21 protein-coding genes and 1 tRNA gene are annotated in these 22853 nt (G+C 43.1%); 21 read left to right on the top strand and 1 reads right to left on the bottom strand.

The window, feature by feature from the left end; translation table 11 throughout:
* Window positions 1-151: 151 nt before the first annotated feature.
* The gene (locus AAGU76_RS15500) at window positions 152-751 is read right to left on the bottom strand and encodes a hypothetical protein (RefSeq protein WP_342486434.1); all 600 of its coding nucleotides are present in this window, start codon (window positions 749-751) and stop codon (window positions 152-154) included.
* Between the two features lie 149 nt (window positions 752-900).
* Between AAGU76_RS15500 and AAGU76_RS15495 the strand changes: the two genes are divergently transcribed.
* The 21 genes from AAGU76_RS15495 to AAGU76_RS15395 all read left to right on the top strand — a co-directional run bounded on the left by AAGU76_RS15495 (window position 901) and on the right by AAGU76_RS15395 (window position 22852).
* Window positions 901-1449: a gamma carbonic anhydrase family protein gene (locus AAGU76_RS15495; protein ID WP_342486433.1), complete on the top strand. Its 549-nt coding sequence runs from the start codon at window positions 901-903 to the stop codon at window positions 1447-1449.
* Window positions 1450-1533: 84 nt separating this feature from the next.
* A complete protein-coding gene (locus tag AAGU76_RS15490) occupies window positions 1534-1947 on the top strand; it encodes a VOC family protein (protein ID WP_342486432.1) in 414 nt (137 codons plus the stop codon).
* A gap of 40 nt (window positions 1948-1987) precedes the next feature.
* Window positions 1988-2818 (top strand): deoxyribonuclease IV, encoded by an 831-nt coding sequence (locus tag AAGU76_RS15485; RefSeq protein ID WP_342486431.1) that lies wholly within the window; start codon window positions 1988-1990, stop codon window positions 2816-2818.
* A 117-nt stretch (window positions 2819-2935) separates the two neighbouring features.
* Entirely contained in the window at window positions 2936-3868 is a 933-nt protein-coding gene (locus tag AAGU76_RS15480) for an alpha/beta hydrolase (RefSeq protein ID WP_342486430.1), read from the top strand.
* A gap of 178 nt (window positions 3869-4046) precedes the next feature.
* A complete protein-coding gene (locus tag AAGU76_RS15475) occupies window positions 4047-5207 on the top strand; it encodes a D-alanyl-D-alanine carboxypeptidase family protein (protein WP_342486429.1) in 1161 nt (386 codons plus the stop codon).
* A gap of 281 nt (window positions 5208-5488) precedes the next feature.
* Window positions 5489-5565, top strand: a tRNA-Arg gene (locus AAGU76_RS15470).
* 73 nt (window positions 5566-5638) lie between these two features.
* Entirely contained in the window at window positions 5639-7546 is a 1908-nt protein-coding gene (locus AAGU76_RS15465) for a peptide ABC transporter substrate-binding protein (protein ID WP_342486428.1), read from the top strand.
* Between the two features lie 100 nt (window positions 7547-7646).
* Entirely contained in the window at window positions 7647-8588 is a 942-nt protein-coding gene (locus tag AAGU76_RS15460; protein ID WP_342486427.1) for an ABC transporter permease, read from the top strand.
* A complete protein-coding gene (locus AAGU76_RS15455) occupies window positions 8588-9556 on the top strand; it encodes an ABC transporter permease (RefSeq protein ID WP_342486426.1) in 969 nt (322 codons plus the stop codon). The genes AAGU76_RS15460 and AAGU76_RS15455 overlap by 1 nt, the downstream gene beginning before the upstream one ends.
* A gap of 9 nt (window positions 9557-9565) precedes the next feature.
* On the top strand, window positions 9566-10639 hold the full coding sequence (locus AAGU76_RS15450; protein ID WP_342486425.1) for an ABC transporter ATP-binding protein: 1074 nt from the start codon (window positions 9566-9568) through the stop codon (window positions 10637-10639).
* Entirely contained in the window at window positions 10626-11564 is a 939-nt protein-coding gene (locus AAGU76_RS15445; RefSeq protein ID WP_342486424.1) for an ATP-binding cassette domain-containing protein, read from the top strand. Before AAGU76_RS15450 ends, AAGU76_RS15445 begins: the two co-directional genes overlap by 14 nt.
* A gap of 170 nt (window positions 11565-11734) precedes the next feature.
* Window positions 11735-13708, top strand: a complete 1974-nt coding sequence (locus AAGU76_RS15440; protein ID WP_342486423.1) for a sigma 54-interacting transcriptional regulator — start codon at window positions 11735-11737, stop codon at window positions 13706-13708.
* A 200-nt stretch (window positions 13709-13908) separates the two neighbouring features.
* Window positions 13909-14757, top strand: a complete 849-nt coding sequence (gene panB, locus AAGU76_RS15435) for a 3-methyl-2-oxobutanoate hydroxymethyltransferase (RefSeq protein WP_342486422.1) — start codon at window positions 13909-13911, stop codon at window positions 14755-14757.
* A gap of 27 nt (window positions 14758-14784) precedes the next feature.
* Window positions 14785-15750, top strand: a complete 966-nt coding sequence (locus AAGU76_RS15430; RefSeq protein WP_342486421.1) for a thiamine pyrophosphate-dependent dehydrogenase E1 component subunit alpha — start codon at window positions 14785-14787, stop codon at window positions 15748-15750.
* Window positions 15751-15759: 9 nt separating this feature from the next.
* Window positions 15760-16731: an alpha-ketoacid dehydrogenase subunit beta gene (locus AAGU76_RS15425; protein ID WP_342486420.1), complete on the top strand. Its 972-nt coding sequence runs from the start codon at window positions 15760-15762 to the stop codon at window positions 16729-16731.
* A gap of 20 nt (window positions 16732-16751) precedes the next feature.
* On the top strand, window positions 16752-18065 hold the full coding sequence (locus tag AAGU76_RS15420; protein ID WP_342486419.1) for a dihydrolipoamide acetyltransferase family protein: 1314 nt from the start codon (window positions 16752-16754) through the stop codon (window positions 18063-18065).
* A gap of 37 nt (window positions 18066-18102) precedes the next feature.
* Window positions 18103-18861 (top strand): SDR family oxidoreductase, encoded by a 759-nt coding sequence (locus AAGU76_RS15415; protein ID WP_342486418.1) that lies wholly within the window; start codon window positions 18103-18105, stop codon window positions 18859-18861.
* A gap of 28 nt (window positions 18862-18889) precedes the next feature.
* Window positions 18890-19924, top strand: coding sequence for a TRAP transporter substrate-binding protein (locus AAGU76_RS15410; RefSeq protein ID WP_342486417.1), 1035 nt, complete (start codon window positions 18890-18892; stop codon window positions 19922-19924).
* Between the two features lie 92 nt (window positions 19925-20016).
* Window positions 20017-20496, top strand: a complete 480-nt coding sequence (locus AAGU76_RS15405; RefSeq protein WP_342486416.1) for a TRAP transporter small permease — start codon at window positions 20017-20019, stop codon at window positions 20494-20496.
* 1 nt (window position 20497) lies between these two features.
* Window positions 20498-21769, top strand: a complete 1272-nt coding sequence (locus tag AAGU76_RS15400) for a TRAP transporter large permease (protein WP_342486415.1) — start codon at window positions 20498-20500, stop codon at window positions 21767-21769.
* A 153-nt stretch (window positions 21770-21922) separates the two neighbouring features.
* Window positions 21923-22852: an AEC family transporter gene (locus AAGU76_RS15395; RefSeq protein WP_342486414.1), complete on the top strand. Its 930-nt coding sequence runs from the start codon at window positions 21923-21925 to the stop codon at window positions 22850-22852.
* The last annotated feature ends 1 nt before the right edge of the window (window position 22853 follow it).

Here is a 22853-nt window from a genome sequence, read left to right as displayed (position 1 = left end):
TCTATTTTATTGCATGTAAAATAATTTTATTTTAAATTTTTTTCTTAGGGTATCTATTCTATCATACAAATGAAATTTGACAAGAAAATTGTACGTGGGTAACTCAGAGCACAGCTTAAATCAGTTTTATCCACCATTTCAGCCCTGTTAATCATGGAATTGGACTGTTTTTATTTTTGCGGTAAATGTAAACACAGGTTACGAGTGCGGAAAAAACAAGAATCAGAAGATCTGTGGAGGAATCCTCAATTCCTCCTTTTACCATGCCGGTATTGAACAGATAATCACCGGTGAATTCAAAAAGCTCCCACAGCGTTCCCATGCTCAGGGCAAAACAAAAGGAAGAAACGGATTTGAACAAGGCAAATCTCCGAGAGGATGTGTTTTGCCGTCTTTGTATTATGGTTAAAGACCCGTAGAGGAAGACCAGAGAAGCATAGCAGCCGAATACAAGGTGAAGCAGAAGGTCATACCACCAGAACCTGTTGTAGAAATAATTGATTTCGCCTATGTAAAGGGCAGCAAATGAAAAGGTCGATGAAACAATCAAAAACCCAGGAGGAAGCAAAATATTTTTTTTGTGTGCTGCAAACAAAAGCAAAAATGGCAATACTACCAGCAAGGATGCTGCTGCGGCAAGCTTTAAAACTCTGAAGTCCCTGTTCATGGCTCCTGATGCAAATGTGTAAATCAGTACGGCTTCATATATCAGTGCGGCTGAAGCTGCAATCTTAGTGTTATTTTTGTGCATAACAACCCTCTCTTTTTATTTATTATGTGCATTTATTTAAACTTTATAATATTAACATACGGTTGAAGAAATTCCTTCAATATGGTAATGTATTGTTGTAAAATGTGAAATCAACATGACAAAAGAAAAATAAGGTGAAAGGTGTATATATGATAAAGGATTTTCAAGGCAGAATGCCTGTGATCAGCGAGAAAACATACATAGCGGACGGATGCTTTGTGATTGGTGATGTGATTATGGAGGAATACAGCAGTCTGTGGTACAACTGCGTTGCAAGAGGAGACGTAAACAGCATACGCATAGGAAAATACACAAACATTCAGGATGGCAGCGTGGTTCACGTTGCTGACGAATGCCCCACAGTAATAGGGGATTATGTGACAGTGGGTCACAGAGCCATAATTCATGGCTGCACCATTGAAGATCACTGCCTCATAGGCATGGGGGCAGTTGTAATGAACAATGCCGTAATAGGAAGAGGAAGCATCGTAGCAGCTGGTGCAGTTGTTAAGGAAAATCAGGTTGTGCCTCCATTTTCATTGGTTGCGGGAGTTCCTGCAAAAATAGTAAGGGCGATTTCCGAAGAGACGGACAAGATTCATGCCCAGGCAATAAAGTACAAGACGCTGTGGTCCGAAAAGTACGGCTACATGATTGATGCTGGAGGAGAAACGTACAAGGGTGAAAAGATAGTTTAATCACATGATGAAAATTTCTGGTTAATGTAATAATTTTGAGGTATATGATAATTATACTATTACAATAACCGAAAGGAGAAAAACATGTCAGTAAGCGTATATTTAATATTTGACGGAAACTGCAGGGAAGCGGTGGATTTCTACGCGGATGTTTTCAATGCGGAAAAAAAGGAGGTCATGTTTTTCAAGGACGCTCCTCAAAGACCGGGCGAAGAACTTCCGGAGGATGCCAAAAATCGTGTCATGCACACATACCTTGAAATAAGCGGCATGAAGTTCATGTTTTCAGACACGTTCCCGGGAACGCCGTTTAGCACCGGCAACAATGTAAGCATTGCCGTAGTGGAAAACGACATGGATAAAATTAGGTCATACTTCAATAAAATGAAGGAAGGCGGAACTGTGGACATGGATTTGCAGGAAACATTCTGGAGCAAGCTTTACGGTTCTGTTACAGACAAATTCGGAATACCGTGGCAGTTCAGCCACACAACATAAACTTAAGCCACATCCGGGGCGATTTTACTGCGGAGGATAAATGCTGAACATAGGATGCCATTTGTCCGTTTCCAACGGATATGAAGCAATGGGCAGAGATGCCCTGAACATAGGGGCCAACACATTTCAATTTTTTACACGAAATCCCAGGGGCAGCAAGGCCAGGGAAGTTGATTCTGAGGATGTTAAAAAGCTGCAAAGGATAATGGATGAAAACAGCTTCGGCAAGCTGGTGGGCCATGCGCCTTACACATTGAACATATGCTCCAATGCTGAAAGGACCAGGGAATTTGCCCTTGAGGTCATGGAGGACGATTTGAGAAGGATGGAGCTGCTGCCTGGAAATTACTACAACTTCCATCCCGGAAGCCACTTGAAGCAGGGGGTGGAGGAAGGCTCAACAATCATAGCGTATGCATTGAACAAACTTCTGAAAGAAGACCAGACAACCATAGTGCTCCTGGAAACAATGTCCGGAAAGGGAACTGAAATAGGAAGTACCTTTCAAGAGCTTCGGGGTATTATCGACAGGGTTAACTTTAAGGAAAAGGTTGGGGTGTGTCTGGATACATGCCATGTATATGATGCAGGCTACGACATTGTCAATGACCTTGACGGAGTGCTTGACAGTTTTGACAGAATAATCGGCCTTGACAAGCTTTATGCAGTCCACCTGAATGACAGCAAGAATCCGTACAACAGCCGTAAGGACCGCCATGAAACCATAGGCGAAGGATACATCGGGATGGATGCAATCTCAAGGATAGTTATGCATCCTGCACTTCGGGGCCTGCCGTTTTTGCTGGAAACACCAAACGACCTGGACGGTCACAGAGAAGAAATAAAAAAAATCAGAGAAGCGTGCAAATAAACCGAGAAACAAAAAAAGACAAGTAAATCTTGTCTTTTTTTGACTGCCAAAGTGCAAAATATATTGACTTATGCAAATGAACACAATATCATAAAAACAAAAACATGAGAGGCAGCCATGACCGGAAAGGAAGAATTTTACTACGACTCATCGGACAATAAAACAAAAATTCATGCAATCAGGTGGATACCAAAGGGCAATGTGAAAGCCGTACTTCAGATTGCCCACGGAATGCTGGAGCATATGGAACGGTATGATGATTTCGCGACAAGTCTTGCATCCAGTGGAATACTTGTAACAGGAAACGACCATCTGGGTCACGGACTATCGGTTCACACAGAGGAAGACCGCGGATATTTCAGCGCTAAGGATGGCAACACGGCAGTTGTTGAAGACATGCACAAGCTGAGAAAATTAACGGAGGAAAAGTTCAAGGGAGTACCGTACTTCATGCTTGGACACAGCATGGGTTCATTCCTGTTAAGACAGTACATCACCACGCATGACAGATTAAGCGGAGCCATAATAGTGGGAACTGGACATCAGCCCTATGTCCTGGTCAAGGCAGGGATGGCTGTTTCACGTGCCATAGCCACCGTAAAGGGATGGCGTCACCGAAGCTTATTCGTGAACAACCTGGCCATAGGAAGCTACAATAAGTCTTTTGAACCGTCCAGGACCAGTGTTGACTGGCTCACAAAGGAAGACAGTATTGTCGATGAGTATTTAGCTGATGACAAGATAAATTTCATATTCACCTTAAATGCTTATTACAACATGTTTAAGGGTATGACATATCTTTATGATAGGAAGAAGCTCGAGAAAATTCCCAAGGACCTGCCTGTGATTTTCCTGTCCGGTGCCGGGGATCCCGTAGGAAACTTCGGAAAGGATGTTCCGAAGCTGTGCAATCAATTCAAGGCCCTGGGTGTTAAGGACGTAGACTTTAGGCTGTATGAAAATGACAGACACGAAATAATCAACGAAACTGACAGGGAAGAGGTGCACCGTCACATTGCAAAATGGATTGAACACAGAATAAGTGAATGATTTACACAATAATATATGTTTTTTAAATGTTAAAACAAGGGATTTTCATAGAACCTTAGTTTAATCAAGTAATTACTTAAGCCTGCAGTAAATTATTTACAGCAGGTTTTTTGATTTTAATAATGCATTTGTGTCGAATTTAATATATAATTGTAATATCACAGAATGGAGGAAACAAATGAAAAAATTCAGTAAGTTGCTGTCACTGTGCCTTGTCATAATAATGCTTACGAATACGGTGGCATTTGGTGAAATCAATATAAATGATAACATAAAGGGTGCGCTTCTGGGTGATGTGGAAACCGGCGAAATACTCTATGAATATAACATCAATGAGCAGGTGGCTATGGCCAGTGTTACGAAGCTCATGACTTACCTGGTGATGATGGATGCTGTGTCGGAAGGGAAGATATCTCTGGATGATGATGTTTTAATAAGCGGACATGCTGCTGCTACAGAAGGAAGTAATTTCGGACTGAAGTCTGGGGAAACCGTAAAACTCAGCCTTCTCATAAAAGGCATGCTGGTGGTTTCAGGCAATGACTGTGCAACTGCCATTGCTGAGCATGTAGGAAAAACGGAGGACAATTTTGTCACCATGATGAATTCCAAGGCCTCAGAGCTGGGGCTTTTGTCTGCAAGCTTTGTGAATCCACATGGACTGCCCATAGATGACAATGAAACAGGTCAAAATCACATGTCTGTGTCGGATATTTACAAGCTGGCAAGACACATTCTCCTCGCTTATCCTGAAATACTGGAAGTGACCAAGCTGCCTGAGCTTGTTGTGCCGGAAAGAAACTTCAGAAAGGCTGCCACAAATCCCATAATCGGAGTTGTGGAGGGGGCAGATGGCCTCAAAACAGGATACACCGACAAGGCAGGGCTTTGCCTGGTATCAACTGTGCCCGTAACAGGAAACGGGGAGGACTACAGACTAATTGCAATAATCATGGGGTCTCAGATACATGAGGAAAGGCTTGAAAAAACAAAGACTCTCCTGGATTACGGAAAAAACAGCTTCACCATGGAAAAGCTTACTGATGTTTCTCAATATGCAGATCAGGTATACATTTCAAATTCAAAAAGCGGAAAGGTTGATGTCTATCCAGCCATTGATTACAAAAAGCTGGTTAACAAAGAAGATGCAGTCAGGACAAGCATAACTTACAATCAGACGGTTAAGGCGCCTCTTTCAAAAGGGGACAAGGTCGGAACTATCAGTATTTATGTCAATGGCGAGGAAGTCGGACAAGTTGATGCAATTGTCAGCACCGATGTGGAGAAGGCAAACATATTTGTAAGAATCTACAGGTTTTTTGTAAATCTTTTCAGTTAACGTTCATTCATGATGATGAAGATAATTTCATCATCATGAATTTTTTTCATTAAATTTCAATTTAACGTTTGCATAAATACTTGAAACTTTTATTTCTATCATAGTGAAAAATAGGAAATCAGCGTTGAAATATAAAAGAAAATTTCGAACAATGCATGTTTGTGAGATGACAGCACAATTCCATAAAGGAATAATTATGAAATTTGACGAAGAATAACCGCAATAAGCGTATTGACAAAAAGGAAAAATTAGTGTAATATTCAGTATGAGTCAAATGTAGTGCATCTGTAGCTCAGTAGGATAGAGCAGTGCCCTCCTAAGGCATGTGCCGGGGGTTCGATTCCTCTCAGGTGCACCATTTTTTATTTTGTATGAAAACGATTCGCAAAGGGTTTGTTTAGTGCAAACTAATTAATATATAGGAGGGGAATATGAAAAAAGTATTATCTTTATTGTTGGTATTATTAATGATACTGACGGCATGTACAAGCAAGACTGCTTCTGAGCCTGCACAGGAACCTTCCGGGACAGAAAATTCTGCTTCGGAAGATGTTACTGAAGGGGGAAAATATGCAGCCGAGCAGGTGTACAGGACAGTTTATGCGGAGGAAGCGACAACCATAAACTACCTTACTACAGCCACAACTGTAGACTTTGCCCTGACTGCAAATCTGGTGGACACACTGATTGATTACGACAAGTACGGCATAATTCAGCCTGCTCTGGCAGAATCATGGGAATCATCACAAGACGGTCTCACATGGACTTTCCATTTGAGAAAGGGCGTGAAGTGGGTTGACTTCGAGGGAAATGAGGTAGCTGAAACAACGGCAAACGATTTCGTCAGCGCGGCACAGTACCTGTTGAATCCTGACAACGAATCGGAAACAGCCAACATATTCTACGGAGTAATAAAAAATGCTGAAGCATATTTTAACGGTGAGATAACTGATTTTGCCCAGGTAGGCATACAGGCCCAGGACGATTACACACTGGTTTATACATTGAAGGAACCTGTTCCATATTTTGAATCAATGCTTACATATGTGTGCTTTTTCCCGGCATACGGGCCATTCCTGGATGAAATGGGAGACATGTTCGGAACATCGAACTCTGCCCTTCTTTACAACGGAGCGTACCTGCTTTCGGATTTTGAGCCTCAGATGCAGAGAATTCTTACAAAGAATCCATCCTATTGGGATGCCGAAAATATTTTCATCACAGAGCTTAACTACAAGTACAACAAAGAAGCAGCATCACTGTCAGGAGAAATGTACAAACGAGGAGAAGTATCGGATGTCATAATTCCGCCGGCAAGTCTGGATGAATGGATGAACGATCCTGTTCTCAAGGATCAGGTAAGACCAGATAGGCTGGGAACATATACATATTTCTACGCATTTAACTTCAATCCGAAATTTGATGCTGAATATCAGCCGGAAAACTGGAAGATAGCAGTTAACAACTCCAGTTTCAGAAAGGCAATAATGGCGGGCTTCAACAGGCTTGCTGCAATGAAGACAGAAGACCCGTACAATCCTGAATACAGGATAATAAACACAATAACACCTCCGAACTTTGCTTCACAAAGCGGTCATGATTTCACGCAGACAGGAAATCTTGCAGCCGTTACTGAAAAGGAATTCTTCAATGAGCAGGAAGCAATAGCATTCAGGGACAAGGCTAAGGAGGAACTGGCTGCGGCAGGAGCAACATTCCCTGTTAAAATACTCATGCCATACAATACAAACTCAACATTCTGGGCCAATGAGGCGCAGGTTGTTAAACAGCAGCTTGAAACACTGCTTGGAAAGGATTTCATAGAAATCACGCTGCTTCCGCACGCTCCTACCGGATTTTTGGACGGAACAAGGCGCGCAGGAAACTACGCTATTATGAAATGCAACTGGGGACCTGACTATGCAGATCCGCAGACATATACGGACCCGTTCGAAAGAGACGGAAACTACAACTTCCCCGAATATACCACAGATGTGGATGCACAGGGCAAGAACATTTACGAAGTGTATGAATCTATTGTAAAAGAAGCCAAGTCCGAGTTTACAGATTTGACAAAACGATATGAGCTGTTTGCTGATGCTGAAGCCATGCTTATAGAAAATGCGTTTGTAATTCCTTACAGCGTAAGTGCACGTAACGGATACGTTGCATCCCTTGTTCATCCCTTTGAATCCCAGTATGCGACATTTGGAATTTCAACAGAAAGATGGAAGGGACAAAAATTGCTGGCAAAACCGCTAAGCACAGAAGAATTCAATGCAGCTCAGGTTGAATGGCAGGCAGCACGCGATGCAGCTTTAAAGGAAGCAGCTAAATAACTGTAATTAAGGGGCTGACAGCCCCTTAATTATTTATTTGTATCGGCTGCCTGGCTTATTATGTTTCAAAGTCAATAAATTCGGAAAGAGAGGCTAATTTATGAAATATTATTTAGGCAGGCTGTTCAGGTCATTTGTCACGCTTATAATCGTAGTGACTGTGGTTTTTCTGCTGATGCGCCTTATGCCTGTGGAAGGGTATTTCGGTTCCAGCTATGATAAGCTTGATGAAGCGCAGAAGGTTGCAAAGCTTGAGAACCTTGGTCTGCTGGACCCATGGTACATTCAGCTTAAGAATTTTTATACCGATCTGTTAAGGGGCGACCTGGGACAATCCATAACATACAGGCCAAAGGCTCAGATTTCTGATATCATGAGTGACAAGATATTTATTTCGCTTAAATTCGGACTGGCATCGCTGTGCGTGTCGCTTGTTCTGGGGTTAAGCCTTGGGGTTTTAATGGCTAGATTCAAGGGTAAGATATGGGATAAGCTGGGAACCGGCTATGTGGTGGGAGCCAATGCAGTTCCTGCAGTCATATACTACCTCCTCATACAGGTATTTTTTACAGATTGGTTCAAGCTACCGCTCCTTTTTGCAAAGAATGATGCAAGAAGCTGGATACTTCCGGTGTTGTGCCTGTCACTGGTCAACATCGCATACTATGCTATGTGGATACGACGATACATGGTTGACGAACTGAACAAGGACTATGTGAGGCTTGCAAGGGCAAAGGGATTAAGGAACAAGGAAATAATGGTCAGACATGTGATGCGCAACGCATTCGTGCCCATGGCCCAGTACCTGCCTGCATCAATACTGTACACAGTTGCAGGCTCCATATACGTGGAGTCCCTGTTTTCCATTCCCGGAACCGGCGGGCTTCTGGTTACTGCAATTCAAAGGCAGGACAACACGCTGGTTCAGGCGCTCGTACTACTTTATTCATCCATAGGAATAATCGGCCTGATGCTGGGGGACATACTCATGGCATCCTTTGACCCGAGAATCAAATTGAGCAGCGAAGGAGGATCCAGATAATGAGCAGCATGGTTATGAAAAAATACATGGATGACATAGAACCATCCTTGTTTGAATTTGCGGAATACGACCAGTCCAAGTCAGAGCTTACGGGATATTCCAACTATTCTTTCTGGAGGTCAACCTTCCAGGTGTTCATGAAAAACAGAGCAGCCGTTGCTTTTTTGATAGTTGTGGCTTTAATCCTTGTGTTCACCGCGGTGCAGCCGTACCTGCCCAATCAGAAGAGTCCCACCACCATTTACAACGATCCGGCTACGGGGCTGCAGTACAGAAATGTTCCGCCAGGTGAGGAATTCTGGTTCGGTTCGAATTCCATCGGTCAGGACTTGTGGGCCCGCGTATGGAGCGGAACGAGGACATCGATTTTTATTGGATTTGCGGTGGGGTTGTTTGAAGCCATAGTGGGTATCACCATCGGAGCACTGTGGGGCTACGTGAGGAAGCTGGATGCCGTCATAACAGAAATCTACAACGTTTGGGACAACATACCAACCACGGTTGTACTTATAATACTCACGTACATCATGAAGCCGAGCATACAGACAATAATATTTGCCATGTGCATGACCGGATGGCTGCAGATGGCAAGGTTTGTACGAAACCTCATAATAATCATCAGGGATCGGGAGTACAACCTGGCATCCAGGTGCCTGGGCACTCCCACAAGCAGGATAATCACCAGAAACCTGCTTCCGTACCTGGTTTCCGTCATTATGCTTCGAATGGCTCTGGCAATACCTGCAGCCATAGGCAACGAAGTTTTCCTTTCATACATAGGAATGGGTCTTCCACTTGATGTTCCGTCACTGGGAAACCTTATTAACGAGGGAAGGGCTCTCATGATGGTTCCAAGTTCAAGATATCAGCTGTTTTTCCCGGCTGTCGTCATATCTGTAGTGACAGTTTCTTTCTATGTCATAGGCAATGTGTTTGCCGATTCGGCTGACCCCAGAAATCATGTTTAGGAGGGAAGTATGGCACTTACAATTGAAGAAATTATAAAAGGCGAAATCATACTGTCCGCTGAGGATGTGGTAATAAAGTTCAGCTTAAGAGGCCAGGAGCTTACGGCCATACGCGGAGCATCTCTTGACCTTCATAAAGGAGAGAGCCTTGCCATTGTAGGGGAGTCCGGTTCAGGAAAGTCCGTTCTCACAAAGTCTTTCATGGGACTTTTGGATTCCAACGGAAGAATAGAGGAAGGCACCATAATGTACAACGGTCAGGACCTCGCAAGGTTTAAGAGTGAGGAGCAATGGATACAAATAAGGGGCAGGGAAATTGCAATGGTGTTTCAGGACCCCATGACATCACTGAACCCTTTGAAGACCATCGGCAGACAGGTCCAGGAGTCCATAGAGCTTCACCGGAATATGAAGGGTGAGGAAGCCAAAAAACTGGCTGTTGAAATTTTAAATGATGTGGGTATATCAGATCCCGAAAAAAGGTACAGTCAGTTTCCTCATGAATTTTCAGGCGGCATGAGGCAGAGGGTAGTAATAGCCATAGCTGTGGCATGCAACCCAAACATTCTCATCTGTGACGAACCCACAACGGCTCTTGATGTTACAATTCAGGCTCAGATACTGCAGCTTCTAAAAAATCTGCAGGAAAAATACGGCCTTACCATAATATACATAACCCACGACCTGGGGGTTGTTGCCAATGTTGCAGACCGCATTGCAGTCATGTATGCAGGGGACATTGTGGAAATAGGAACAGCCGAAGAAGTGTTTTTCGACCCCAGACATCCGTACACATGGGCTCTGTTGTCCTCGCTGCCGCAGCTGGGCATAAAGGGTGAGCCGCTGTATTCCATAAAGGGAACGCCTCCCAACCTGTTCAAGGAAATCACAGGAGATGCATTTGCCCCAAGAAACCCCAGGGCTCTTAAGGTAGACTTCGTAATAAGGCCTCCGTACTTCCAGGTAAGCCCCACCCACAAGGCCAAGACGTGGCTTCTTGATCCCAGGGCCCCTAAAGTTGAACCGCCTCTTATGATTCAAAAAATGAGGGAAAAGTGGGGTGAAGTCAATGTCCAGCCATAAGGAAAAGCTGCTGGAGGTGAAAAACCTCAGGGTTGAGTTCGGGAACAGGAAAAAAAGGTTCACGGCAGTCAGCGATGTAAGCTTCAACATATACAAGGGTGAGACCTTCGGTCTCGTAGGAGAGTCGGGTTCAGGAAAGACCACAATCGGAAGAGCAATCATAAGGATCAATCCTGTTTCCGGCGGAGAAATAATCTTCAAGGGAAGAAAAATCAGCGGCAAGATAGACTCTCAAGAGGACAGGGAGCTGACACGGGAAATACAGATGATCTTTCAGGACCCTATGGCTTCACTCAATGAAAGGGCAAAGGTTGACTACATAGTGTCTGAAGGGCTGTACAACCTTAAAAACTACGGTACTGAGGAAAACAGGAAGAAGATTGTAGAACAGGCGCTGCTGGACGTTGGTCTGCTTCCGGAATTTGCAAGCCGGTTTCCTCATGAATTTTCAGGAGGACAGAGGCAGAGAATAGGCATAGCCAGGGCGCTGGTAATGGAGCCTGAGCTGGTCATAGCAGATGAGCCCATTTCTGCACTGGACGTTTCAATACGTGCTCAGGTCATAAACCTGCTGTCTGAGCTGCAGAAGAAAAAAGGCCTCACGTACCTGTTCATAGCTCATGATCTGTCTGTAGTCAGATTCATATCGGACAGGATAGCCGTAATACACAAGGGAAGAATAGTGGAGATGGCTGAAACGGAAAAACTTTTTGCCAATCCGCTGCATCCATACACCCGTTCGCTTCTTTCGGCAATACCGACACCAAACCCCAGGGTTGAACGAAACAAGCAGGTGGAAACTTACAATCCGGCAAGCTTCCATTATGATTATGAAACAAGTCCTCCCTCATGGACGGAAATCGAAGAAGAACACTTCGTGCTGGGAAATGAAAGGGAAATAGAAGAGTACAGACGCATGATGTGACAAAAACTTCCGAGGATTTGCCAAAAGCAAATCCTTTCGTTTAATTCCTAACTCTTAATTCTTAATTAAAATTGTGTTGAATTTATGAACAACTGTGTTATAATATAATACAATATATATTTTCCATCAAACTTTATTAAATCAATATTGTACGCAGGCAGGAGGACATAATGGGTAACTCTGATATTAAGCGTGAAATAAAGAGATTTGAAAAGGATTACGTCAGGAACGAATGGGAGGAAAGCGTCCGGTTAGGCGTAAAGAGAGAACAGCTTCCCAAAAGCAGGATACTGGATAAAGAAGGCGTAAAGAGGCTGCTGAAGGAAAAAAAGACATTGATCGAGGTTGCAAAGCCTTTTATGCGTGAGCTTTATGATATTGTGAACAACTCGGGGTTCTCGGTTACTCTGACAGATGAAAACGCTTGTCTATTAGATTTCGTCGGAGACAAGGATATAATTGAAAATTCCGTAAACAAGGTGAATTTTGTAATAGGTTCATACTGGACACCTGATTGCCTGGGAAATACGGCCATCTATACTTCAATTAAATATAAGAAGCCAATACAGCTTGTAGGCAATGAGCATTATCTGTACAATTACGGTGACTGGACATGCTCATCTTCTCCTATAATGGTGAACGGGCAGCTTATAGGAGCAATAAGCATGAAAGGATATTCAAAGCATACTCATCTGCACACGTTAGGCATGGTGGTTGCGGCGACGAAAGCCATCGAAAATCAGCTTGTGATCATTGAAAAAAATGTCAAGCTCAATAACAATATGAGGTATCAGCAGGCTGTATCAGAATTCATTGATTCCGGCTTCATTGCCATAGACCATCAAGGCATCGTCACATTTTTAAACAATGCCGGGGCTGAGATTCTGAACGTCAATTCAGAAGACATAGTTGGAAAACACATAGAATCCTTGTTTGGTGAAACTACAGATATACTGGAGGTTTTAAAGACACGGAAGGGCTATGAAAACAGGGAGTATAAGAAATATGACAGGAACAGAAAAATAACGCTGCATCTCATAAAGACTGCCAATCCCATTATTGATTGCAATGGGAAAATAATCGGAGTTATCGAAAAATTCAGTAAAATTAAAACAATAAACAATATGATAAGAAATTTTGTGGGAAACTACGGCAAATTTACATTTGACGAAATTATAACCGATGATTCTGCCATGAAAAAGGCTATAAAGCTGGCGAAAATCGCAGCAAACAGTGAATCAAAGGTCATTGTCTACGGTGAGAGCGGTACGGGAAAGGAGCTTTTTGTGCAGTCTATCCACAATGCCAGCAACAGAAGTGACGAAAGCTTCATAGCCATGAACTGCTCAGCCATACCCAATGAGCTCATTGAAAGCGAGCTTTTCGGATACGAATCCGGTTCCTTTACAGGAGCCTCGAAGGACGGGCACCTGGGAAAATTCGAGATGGCTAACGGCGGAACACTGTTCCTTGATGAAATCGGGGACATGCCTCTGCACATGCAGGTTAAAATGCTCAGGTGCATACAAAGCAATCAGATAACCAGGATCGGTTCAAGCAACATAATCGATTTGGATGTAAGAATTATCTGCGCTACCAACAAAAATCTCATGGATGAGTGCAAAAACGGAAACTTCAGGGAGGATCTGTATTACAGGCTGAATGTCTTAAGTATAGTGATTCCACCATTGAGGGAGAGAAAAGGTGATATAAGACTTTTGCTTAATCATTTCATAGAAATTATGAACAGGAAGCTCGGAAAGAATATAAAGACCGTATCGGACAATGCCCTCAGGCTGCTGGAAAACTACGATTGGCCCGGAAATGTGAGAGAACTTGAAAACATGATGGAAAGAGCTGTAAACATATGCGACAGGGAAGTAATCGATGTGGAGGATCTTTCAGAAAACATTACAAATCAAAAATATAAGTCTATTAATACCATAGCAAAAGAACTCACTTGCGCAGTGACTGGAAAAGCTCTCTCGCCCGTAGAGGAGGCAGAATACAAAATGCTGCATGAAGCATTGACAGCAGCAAGGGGAAATATATCAAAAACGGCCGGAATCCTGAGACTCAGCAGGAACACGGTGTACAGCAGGATTAACAAGTACAGCATTGATGTTGAGGCTATAACCAATTAAATATGTTCAACAATATTCATATATGTTCAACATAGTAACAAGACTGTTAAATCGTTGAACATATTTTTTTGTTCAAATTTTGACAACGTTTACAAAATGCCGGTTTTTAAACAAATATCATCAGGTTTGACGGTTGGCATGCATTTTGCATATATGAGGCTAAAGGAAATATACAAAATTTATATATTTAGGGAGAAGCTATGAAGAAGAAAACGATTTTAGACCTGAGGGCTATGAAATCAAAGGGAGAAAAATTGACGTGGATGACGGCATATGACTTTCCTATGGCATCATTTGCCGAACAGGCAGGCATTGACATGATACTCGTGGGCGACTCCATGGGCATGGTGGTAATGGGATATGAAGATACGATTCCAGTAACAATGGATGACTGCATTTCTCACTGCCAGGCAGTCAGAAGAGGTGCAAAGAATACACTTATTGTAGGAGATATGCCTTTCATGTCATACCAGGTATCAGATGAATCAGCTGTAATAAATGCAGGCAGATTTCTGAAGGAATCGGGTGTGGATGCGGTGAAACTTGAAGGGGGCAGAAGAATGTGCTCAAGAATCAAGGCAATCGCAGAAGCAGGAATTCTGGTATGCGGCCATATAGGACTGACTCCTCAAAGCTCAGGAGTTCTTGGCGGTTTCAAGGCACAGGGAAGGACGGTTGAAAGTGCCAGGGAGCTAATACTTGACGCCATAGCCATTGAGGAAGCAGGAGCACAATTTTTACTGTTAGAGGCAGTTCCTCCGGAAGTTACGGAATTCATAGTAAGCAAATTGTCCATACCGGTATATTCCATCGGTGCAGGAACCCCCTGCGACGGTCAGCTGATCATATGCGGTGATATGCTGGGAATGTTCCAGGCCTTTACACCTAAGTTTGTAAAGAAATATGCAAATATTGCAGAAGTGACTGTAAATGCCATAAAAGAATACTGTGATGATGTGAGGAATTTAAAATTCCCCGAAGATAAGCACGTTTACCATATCAGCGATGACATTTCGGAGTTTGAAAAACTGTTTAAGGAATTCGAATAATTTAGGATTTACATATTAGGAGGAATCATGGAAGTTTACAGCAAGGAACTTTTGAAATCGTTTTATTACAAAATGAACAAGATCAGAAGATTTGAAGAAACTGTTGAAAGGTACTTTCTGGACGGAGAAATTCCGGGCTTTGTTCATCTGTACATCGGCGAAGAGGCAATCGCAACAGGAGTATGCGCCAGTCTCACAAATCAGGATTACATAGCAAGCACCCACAGGGGGCATGGTCACACAATCGCAAAGGGAGCGGACATAAACAGGGTAATGGCTGAAATATTCGGCAAAAAAACAGGCTCCTGCAAAGGAAAGGGAGGATCCATGCACATTGCGGATTTCTCGGTGGGAATGCTGGGAGCAAACGGAGTTGTGGGAGGAGGCTTTAACCTTGCCACAGGTGCTGCCCTTGCAATAAAGAAACAGAAAAGAGACAACGTGGCAGTAACATTTTTCGGAGACGGCTCATCCAACAGAGGAACATTTCATGAAGCGCTGAATCTTGCATCAGCCTGGAAGCTGCCGGCCATATATGTATGTGAAAACAATCAGTGGGCTTCCACCACTCCATATAGGACGACCACTGCAGTTGAAGACATAGCAGCAAGGGCTGCAGGTTACAGCATGGCAAGCAGCATAGTTGACGGAAATGACGTATTTGCCGTATACGAAAGCTTCAGGAATGCAATGGAGTACGTAAAGGCAGGAAACGGTCCGTTTTTGCTGGAAGCCAAGACATACAGGATCAAAGGACATTTTGTGGGAGATCCGGAACTTTACAGGTTGAAGGAAGAAGTCCAGAAAATATATGACAGCAACAACCCCATAACCAGGTTTGAAGAAAGGGTTCTGGGTGAAAAAACCATGATGCAGGAAGAACTGGATGAAATAAAGGCTCAGGTTGAAGCAGAAATAAAGGAAGCACTTGACTTTGCATTGAACAGCGAGTATCCGGACCCGTCAGAGTTGTTCGAAGATTTGTATGTATAGGAGGAAAAAATGAGACAGATTACATTTTCGCAAGCCACTCTTGAAGCAATGGCTGAAGAAATGAGAAGAGATGAAAGCATATTTGTAATGGGAGAAGATATAGCTCGCCAAGGAGGAATTTTCGGACAATTCAAAGGGCTTCCCGCAGAATTCGGTTATGACAGGATAATGGATACTCCAATATCGGAAACCGCCATAATCGGTACAAGCATCGGAGCAGCCCTGGCAGGCATGAGACCTGTGGCAGACATGCATTATGCAGACTTTATGGGTGTTGCAATGGATGAACTCTTCAACCAGATGGCGAAGATACGATACATGTTTGGAGGGCAGACAACAGTTCCCATGGTGGTCAGAGCCCCTGACGGATTGTCATCGTGTGCTGCAGCTCAGCACTCTCAAAGCATAGAAGCGTGGTTTATGAATATACCCGGAGTCATAGTTGTTACTCCTTCAAATGCCGCTGATGCAAAGGGCCTTTTGAAATCCGCCATCAGGGACGACAATCCTGTAATATATTTTGAAAACAAAATACTCTACAGAGAAAAGGGGGATGTACCTGACGGAGAATACCTAGTTCCTATAGGCAAGGCAAATGTTGTTACGGAAGGAACTGACATCACAATAATATCTTACTCCATAGCCATGAAGAAGGCCTATGAGGTGGCATCAATTCTGGAAAAGCAGGGAATACGCGCAGAAGTCATTGATTTAAGAACATTGGTTCCATACGACAAGGAAACCATACTGGAGTCTGTAAAGAAGACACACAGGTTGGCCATCATACATGAAGCAGTGAAGCAGGGAGGAGTAGGTTCAGAAATAGCAGCATTTGTTTCAGAAAATGCAATTGAATATCTGGATGCGCCAATAATGAGATTTGGAGCCCCGTTTACACCGGTACCGTTTTCACCGCCTCTTGAAAAATCATACAGACTTGATTCTGAAAAGATAGCAAAAGAAATTGCAGGCAAGTTTTAATATTGCAAAGGAGGGTGAAGATGGCCAGAGAAATATTGATGCCTAAGCTGGGACTGACAATGGTCGAAGGAACCATAACCAGGTGGTTCGTTAAGGAAGGCGATTATGTGAGGGTTGGAGACAAGCTTTTTGAAGTTGAAACTGATAAGCTTACAAACGAAATTACGGCAGACACGGAAGGAACATTGAAAAAAATACTTGCAGGCGAGGGCGAAAAAGCAGAGGTTAAAACGCTCATAGGCATAATAGCAGAAGAAGATGAAGATATATCTTCATTATTGACGCAATCAGAGCAAAGCCCGGGGGCAGAAGCAACGAATAGGCAGGATGATGCCAAGCAGGAACATGAAATTTTAATAAAGGCTGAAAAAGCATATGTGGCTGCAACTCCCTATGCAAAAAAAATAGCTGTTGAAAGAAAGATAGATTTGGCAAAAATTACAGCAACAGGATACAACGGAGTCATAGTTGCAAGGGACATCTTAAACTCAGTGCCGCAGGAAATTAAGGTTAAGATTACACCGACAGCAAGAAAGATGGCAGATGAAAAAGGGATAGACATAGAAGAAATATATTCAGGAACAAGAATAAGGTCCAGCGACATTCTCGCAGCAGAAAGCAGAAAGGTAGAGCATCAGCCACAGGAGGACATGCTGACCGAAAGAGCAAGCGGCATCAGAAGGATAACAGCCCAAAGAATGCAGACCACCTGGGCAGGCACTCCGATGGTAACATTCAATCTGGAGGCTGACATGACTGAGATGATGGCCTTGAGAGAAAAGCTAAAGCCTGTATATTCTAATGCAGGAATCAAACTCACGTACAACCACATTCTGATGAAGATACTCTCGAAGCTTTTGCTTAAGTACAGGTATCTTAATGCCAGCTTTGAAAACGATACTATAACGTACCATAGCCATGTGAATATCGGCATAGCGGTGGATGTTGAAAAAGGGCTAATGGTTCCCAATGTAAAGTGCGTTGAAAGGATGAGCCTGAGAGAAATTGCCCAGGAAACCGAAAACATAATCGAGGAGGCAAGATCAAACAAACTGAGCCCTGACAGCTTAAGCGGCGGAACGTTTACCATAACGAACATAGGTATGTATGGAATGGATTCTTTCACTCCCATCATCAACAAGCCTGAGGTTGCAATACTGGGAATAAACAGAATAGCAGAAAAACCTGTAGCCATAAACAAGCAGGTAGCAATAAGGCCCATGATGAACCTGAGTCTTACTACTGACCACAGTCTGGTGGATGGTGCCATGTCGGCGAAATTTCTTAACGAAATAAAGGAGATGATTGAAAACCCCTATTTGCTGATTGACTGACATTTAATTATACAATATGAATGTAAAGGAGAAAAAAATGAGACTAGAGAACAAAAATGCAGTTATTACCGGTTCAGCCGGCGGGCTGGGAGCAGCTGTGGCAGAGAAATTTGCCCAGAACGGTGCAAACGTTGCGCTGTGGGACATGAATGAAAAAGGGCTTGAAGAAATGCAGACAAAGCTCCAGAAGTACGGCGTAATAGCCAAGGGGTACAAAGCGAACGTAACAGACTTTGACGAGGTTCAGCAGATTGGACAGCAGGTCATCCAGGATTTTGGCAGAATAGACATTCTCATAAATTGTGCAGGCGGAGGAAGAGACATTGCCCTGGGGCTGAGAGACCTTGATAAAAGCCAATGGGACAAATTGATTGACCTTAACCTGACCAGCGCATTCAACTGCACAAAGGCCGTAATAGAAAACATGATTGAGAACCATTACGGAAAAATAGTGAACTTTTCTTCAGTAGCAGGGTTAAGAGGCGGTGGGCTGCTGGGCAAGGCAGCTTACGCATCAGCAAAAGCAGGCATTATCGGCTTGACGAAAGCCATTGCAAAGGAATTCGCACAGTACGGCATCTATGCTAACACAGTTGCACCTGCACTTCATGTTACACCTCTCATTGAAGCAAACATGAACCCGGCTGAAATAGAAGAGCTTAAGAAGAACTTCCTCTTGAAGACGGCAGGGGACCCAGGCAAGCTTGCTGAACTTGTGGTATTTTTGGCATCAGACGACGCCCAATTTATTACAGCAGCACTCTACACGGTTGATGGTGGATTCTCTTTCCACTAAATACATTTAAAAATACAAGGAGGATATAATGAGAAAATTCAGATTGTTAAGTTTGTGTTTAGCATTGATTATGGCGGTTGGTTCATTGGCAGGATGTGCAAGCAGTCAAAGCAGCGCTCCTGCGCCTTCGGGAACATCAGAACAAAAGCCTGAAGCTAAAAAAGAAACAATGGTATTCAAGCTGGCTAACGGTAGTGCTATAGGAGATGAAAGAGACCAGTCCCTGCAAGAATTTGCGCGACTTGTAGATGAAAAATCCGGCGGAACCATGAAGGTCGAAGTATTTTCAGGCGGTTCACTGGGAACATGGAGAGATACAATAGAAGGCCTGGAGCCCGGAATTGTTCAGATAGTATGTGAAAGCATCGGAACATTGGAAGCATACAGCCCTACAGCCAGCATAGATGCATATCCTTACCTGTACAGAGATTATGATCATTACAAAAAAGTTATGGAAAGTGAAATAGGAGAGCAGCTGCTGGCCACTGTCGGCCAGGAAGGCGGATTTGTAATCATGGGACCTTCATACAGAGGTGCCAGGGTTGTAACATCAAACAAGAAATTTGAGTCTGCAGATCAGCTTAAGGGATTAAAAATAAGAGCACCTGGAATACAAATGTACATTAAGACCTGGGAATACTTCGGGGCATCACCGGTTCCAATGGATCCATCTGAAATATATACCGGATTGCAGCAGGGTACAGTTGACGCTCAGGAAAATCCGGTTATGTACAACTACGGAAGCGCCTTCTACGATGTTTGCGATTATCTGATTATGACAAATCACGTAATGAGTACTGACGTATTCATATTCAACGATGATTATTTCAACGGTCTGCCGGAAGATGTTCAGAAGGTTTTCAAAGAAGCTGCCAAGGAAGCAGGAAACTTCAGAACACAGCTTGTACTTGACAAGGAAGCCGCAACAGTCAAGCTGATGGAAGAGAAGGGCATGGAAGTAATATATCCGGATGTAGCAAGCTTCCAAGCCAAGTTGGCAGACTTTTCAAAAGAGTTCCCGAATTTGACTGAATTGGTAGACAAGATACATGCAGTAAAATAGTAAAACAAGAAGCTTATTCATAGCCTGAGCATAAGGCTGTGAATAAGCTTTCCAGTTATAAAATTCATGTATTAAGGAGGAAGAGATTCAATATGAAATCAATTCTTAATAAGGTTGAAAAGATTATTCTGGTAATTTTGGCAGTTTTGTTTGCGGTTATGGTGCTCGCTCTGTTTTATCAGATAGTGATGAGGTTTATATTCAAAAGCGCAAACGCATGGTCGGAAGAATTGACAAGATATTCCTTCATATGGATGTCGATGCTGGGTTCCTCCATAGCAACCAGAAGGAGCAGGAACATGGAAGTTGACTTCTTTGTAAATTTGATGCCCAAGACTCTGAGAAAGATTAATACCATTGTTACAAAGGGATTGATAATTGCATTTATATTTGTAATAATATTTTACGGAATAAATCTGGTCGGAATTACACACAAGCAATTATCCGCAGGTTTAAGACTGCCTATGTCCTACATGTATGCAGCCGTACCAACCGGTGGTGTTTTGATGCTGATATTTACCATTGAAACAATAATCAATGACATCAGGAACAAAAAGGTCAGGGAGGTATAAAATGGCTGCTTTATTGATTATATTAATATTAGTTTTTGCTGCCGTAGGAATTCCAATAGCATATTCGTTGGGAATCTCCTCGCTCATTACCATATTCTACAAAGGTCTGCCGCTAATAGTGATTCCACAGAAGCTGTTTAACGGAATGGACTCCTTCCCGCTTTTGGCTATACCGTTTTTCATGCTTTCAGGAGACCTGATGAATGGTGGAGGAATAAACAAAAGAATAATAAGGGTTGCAAATGCCTTTTTGGGAGACCTTCCAGGCAGCCTTCCCATCATTACAATCGTTGCTTCAGCTTTTTTTGCAGCTATTTCGGGATCTGCCGTTGCCACGGTGGCCGCCATAGGCGGTATTACGATCCCTGCCATGATTAAACAGGGTTATCCGAACAATTACGCCGCAGGAGTTGCCTCTTCCGCATCAATTGTGGGGCCTATCATTCCGCCAAGCATAGCTCTGATAGTGTACGGTTCATCCCTGCAGCTCTCGATAAGTGAACTTTTTCTTGCAGCAGCAGTTCCAGGGATTCTTATAAGCATGTCGTTTATTCTGGTTGCCATTTATCAGGCCAAAAAATACAATTTCCCCAAGGAAGGAAAATCAGACTGGAAGGAAAGGATTGAGGCCGTAAAGGAAGGATTTTGGGCTTTAATGATGCCGGTCATAATATTGGGAGGCATATTCTCAGGCTTGTTCACTCCAACAGAAGCGTCTGTTGTTGCAGTTGTTTATGCTTTCATAATAGGGTTGTTTGTTTACAAGGGATTTAAGATTAAGGACCTGCCAAGGCTGCTTAGCGAAGCTGCCATTTCCACTGCTACAATAATGCTTATACTTGCAACATCAAAGATACTGGCTTGGGTCATAACAGTGATCAACCTGCCGACAATCGTAGCGTCAGCCATTTTGGGACTCACAGACAGTCCTGTGTTGATACTGCTGCTTATAAACGTCATTTTGCTCATAGTGGGATGCCTGATGGAATGCAACGCTGCCATAATCATTCTGATACCTGTCTTGGTTCCAATTGTAACCAAGCTTGGAATGTCGCCGGTTACGTTCGGTGTAATCATGACTGTCAACCTGTGTTTGGGGCTGCTGACGCCTCCCGTTGGTGCCTGCTTGCTGCTGGGTTCCAACATAGCGGAGTCAAGATTTGAAAAGGCTGTAGTTTCAATGCTTCCGTTCTTTGCCATAGGCATTGTTGTACTTCTTCTTACAACTTATGTGCCATCATTGACAATGTGGCTTCCGGGCATTTTGAAGTGATTTGAAGAAATAGTTTAATTGTTATGCAGACATGGATATAACCGACATCCTTGCCGGACATAAAAACAGAAAACGTTCTAATCATTATCTTGAAAATTTTATTGGTTCATGTTATGCTGTTGAGAATTGGACGCTATGAGAAGGAGCTATACTATGATATTTGTGACATTAATAAACAGCTTGATACTTATGGCCATACTTATGGCAGTAGGTTACTACATGAGAAGCAAAAAGATTTTGACTGATGATGCAGAGAACTCATTGAGTTTTATCCTAGTAAACATTACGATTCCTGCAATGGTAATCAAAGGAATGTATATACAGTTTTCTTTTGAGCAGGTGAAGACAGGACTGTCCCTCCTTGGGATTGCGGTAATGTTCCACATTATACTGGTATTTTTGGGCAATACGGGAGCACTGGCCACAAAAGACGAGGAAAAGAGAAAGATTTTCAGATTTACAGTGCCCATGATGAACTGCGGGTTCATGGGATTTCCGCTGGTAAGCCAGCTTTACGGCAACGAGGCCATGTTTTACGCCACCATGTTTCAGACTCCTAACATAATCCTCATGTGGACGTACGGAATGTCCATACTGATGGGCAAGGGAAAGGGAGGCGGCAGGAAAAACATGAAGGAAATACTGCTTAATCCGGGCATGATTGGAATATACGTGGGACTATTTTTGTATGTAACTCAGCTAAAGCTGCCCATGTTTGCAACGAAACTTATGGATCTGCTCAACAATGTGACCACGGTGCTGGCGATGATCATAATAGGAAGCAAGATAAAGATAATCGGAGTGAAGAATTCACTCATAAATGTACAAGCCTACTACGCAACATTTTTCAGGCTGGCCGTTTCACCGATTATCATGATTGCAGTATTCAAGTTTTTTGATTTTGAACCCATGATTGAACAGATATTTGTCATATACGCAGCTCTGCCGGTTGCAACCCTGATGCCAATTCTGGCACAAAGGTACGGTTCAGATGATGTGCTGGCATCCAAGGTAGTGGTTATAACGCATTTGTTGTCACTGGTAACTATACCGCTGTTCTTCTGGCTGTACACCGTGATTTAAT

The organism is Sedimentibacter sp. (genome assembly GCF_038562225.1).
In the GTDB taxonomy this organism is placed as follows: Bacteria; Bacillota; Clostridia; order Tissierellales; family Sedimentibacteraceae; genus Sedimentibacter.
Note: the sequence above shows the minus strand (reverse complement) of the source record. Positions and strands in the feature narration are given on the sequence as shown.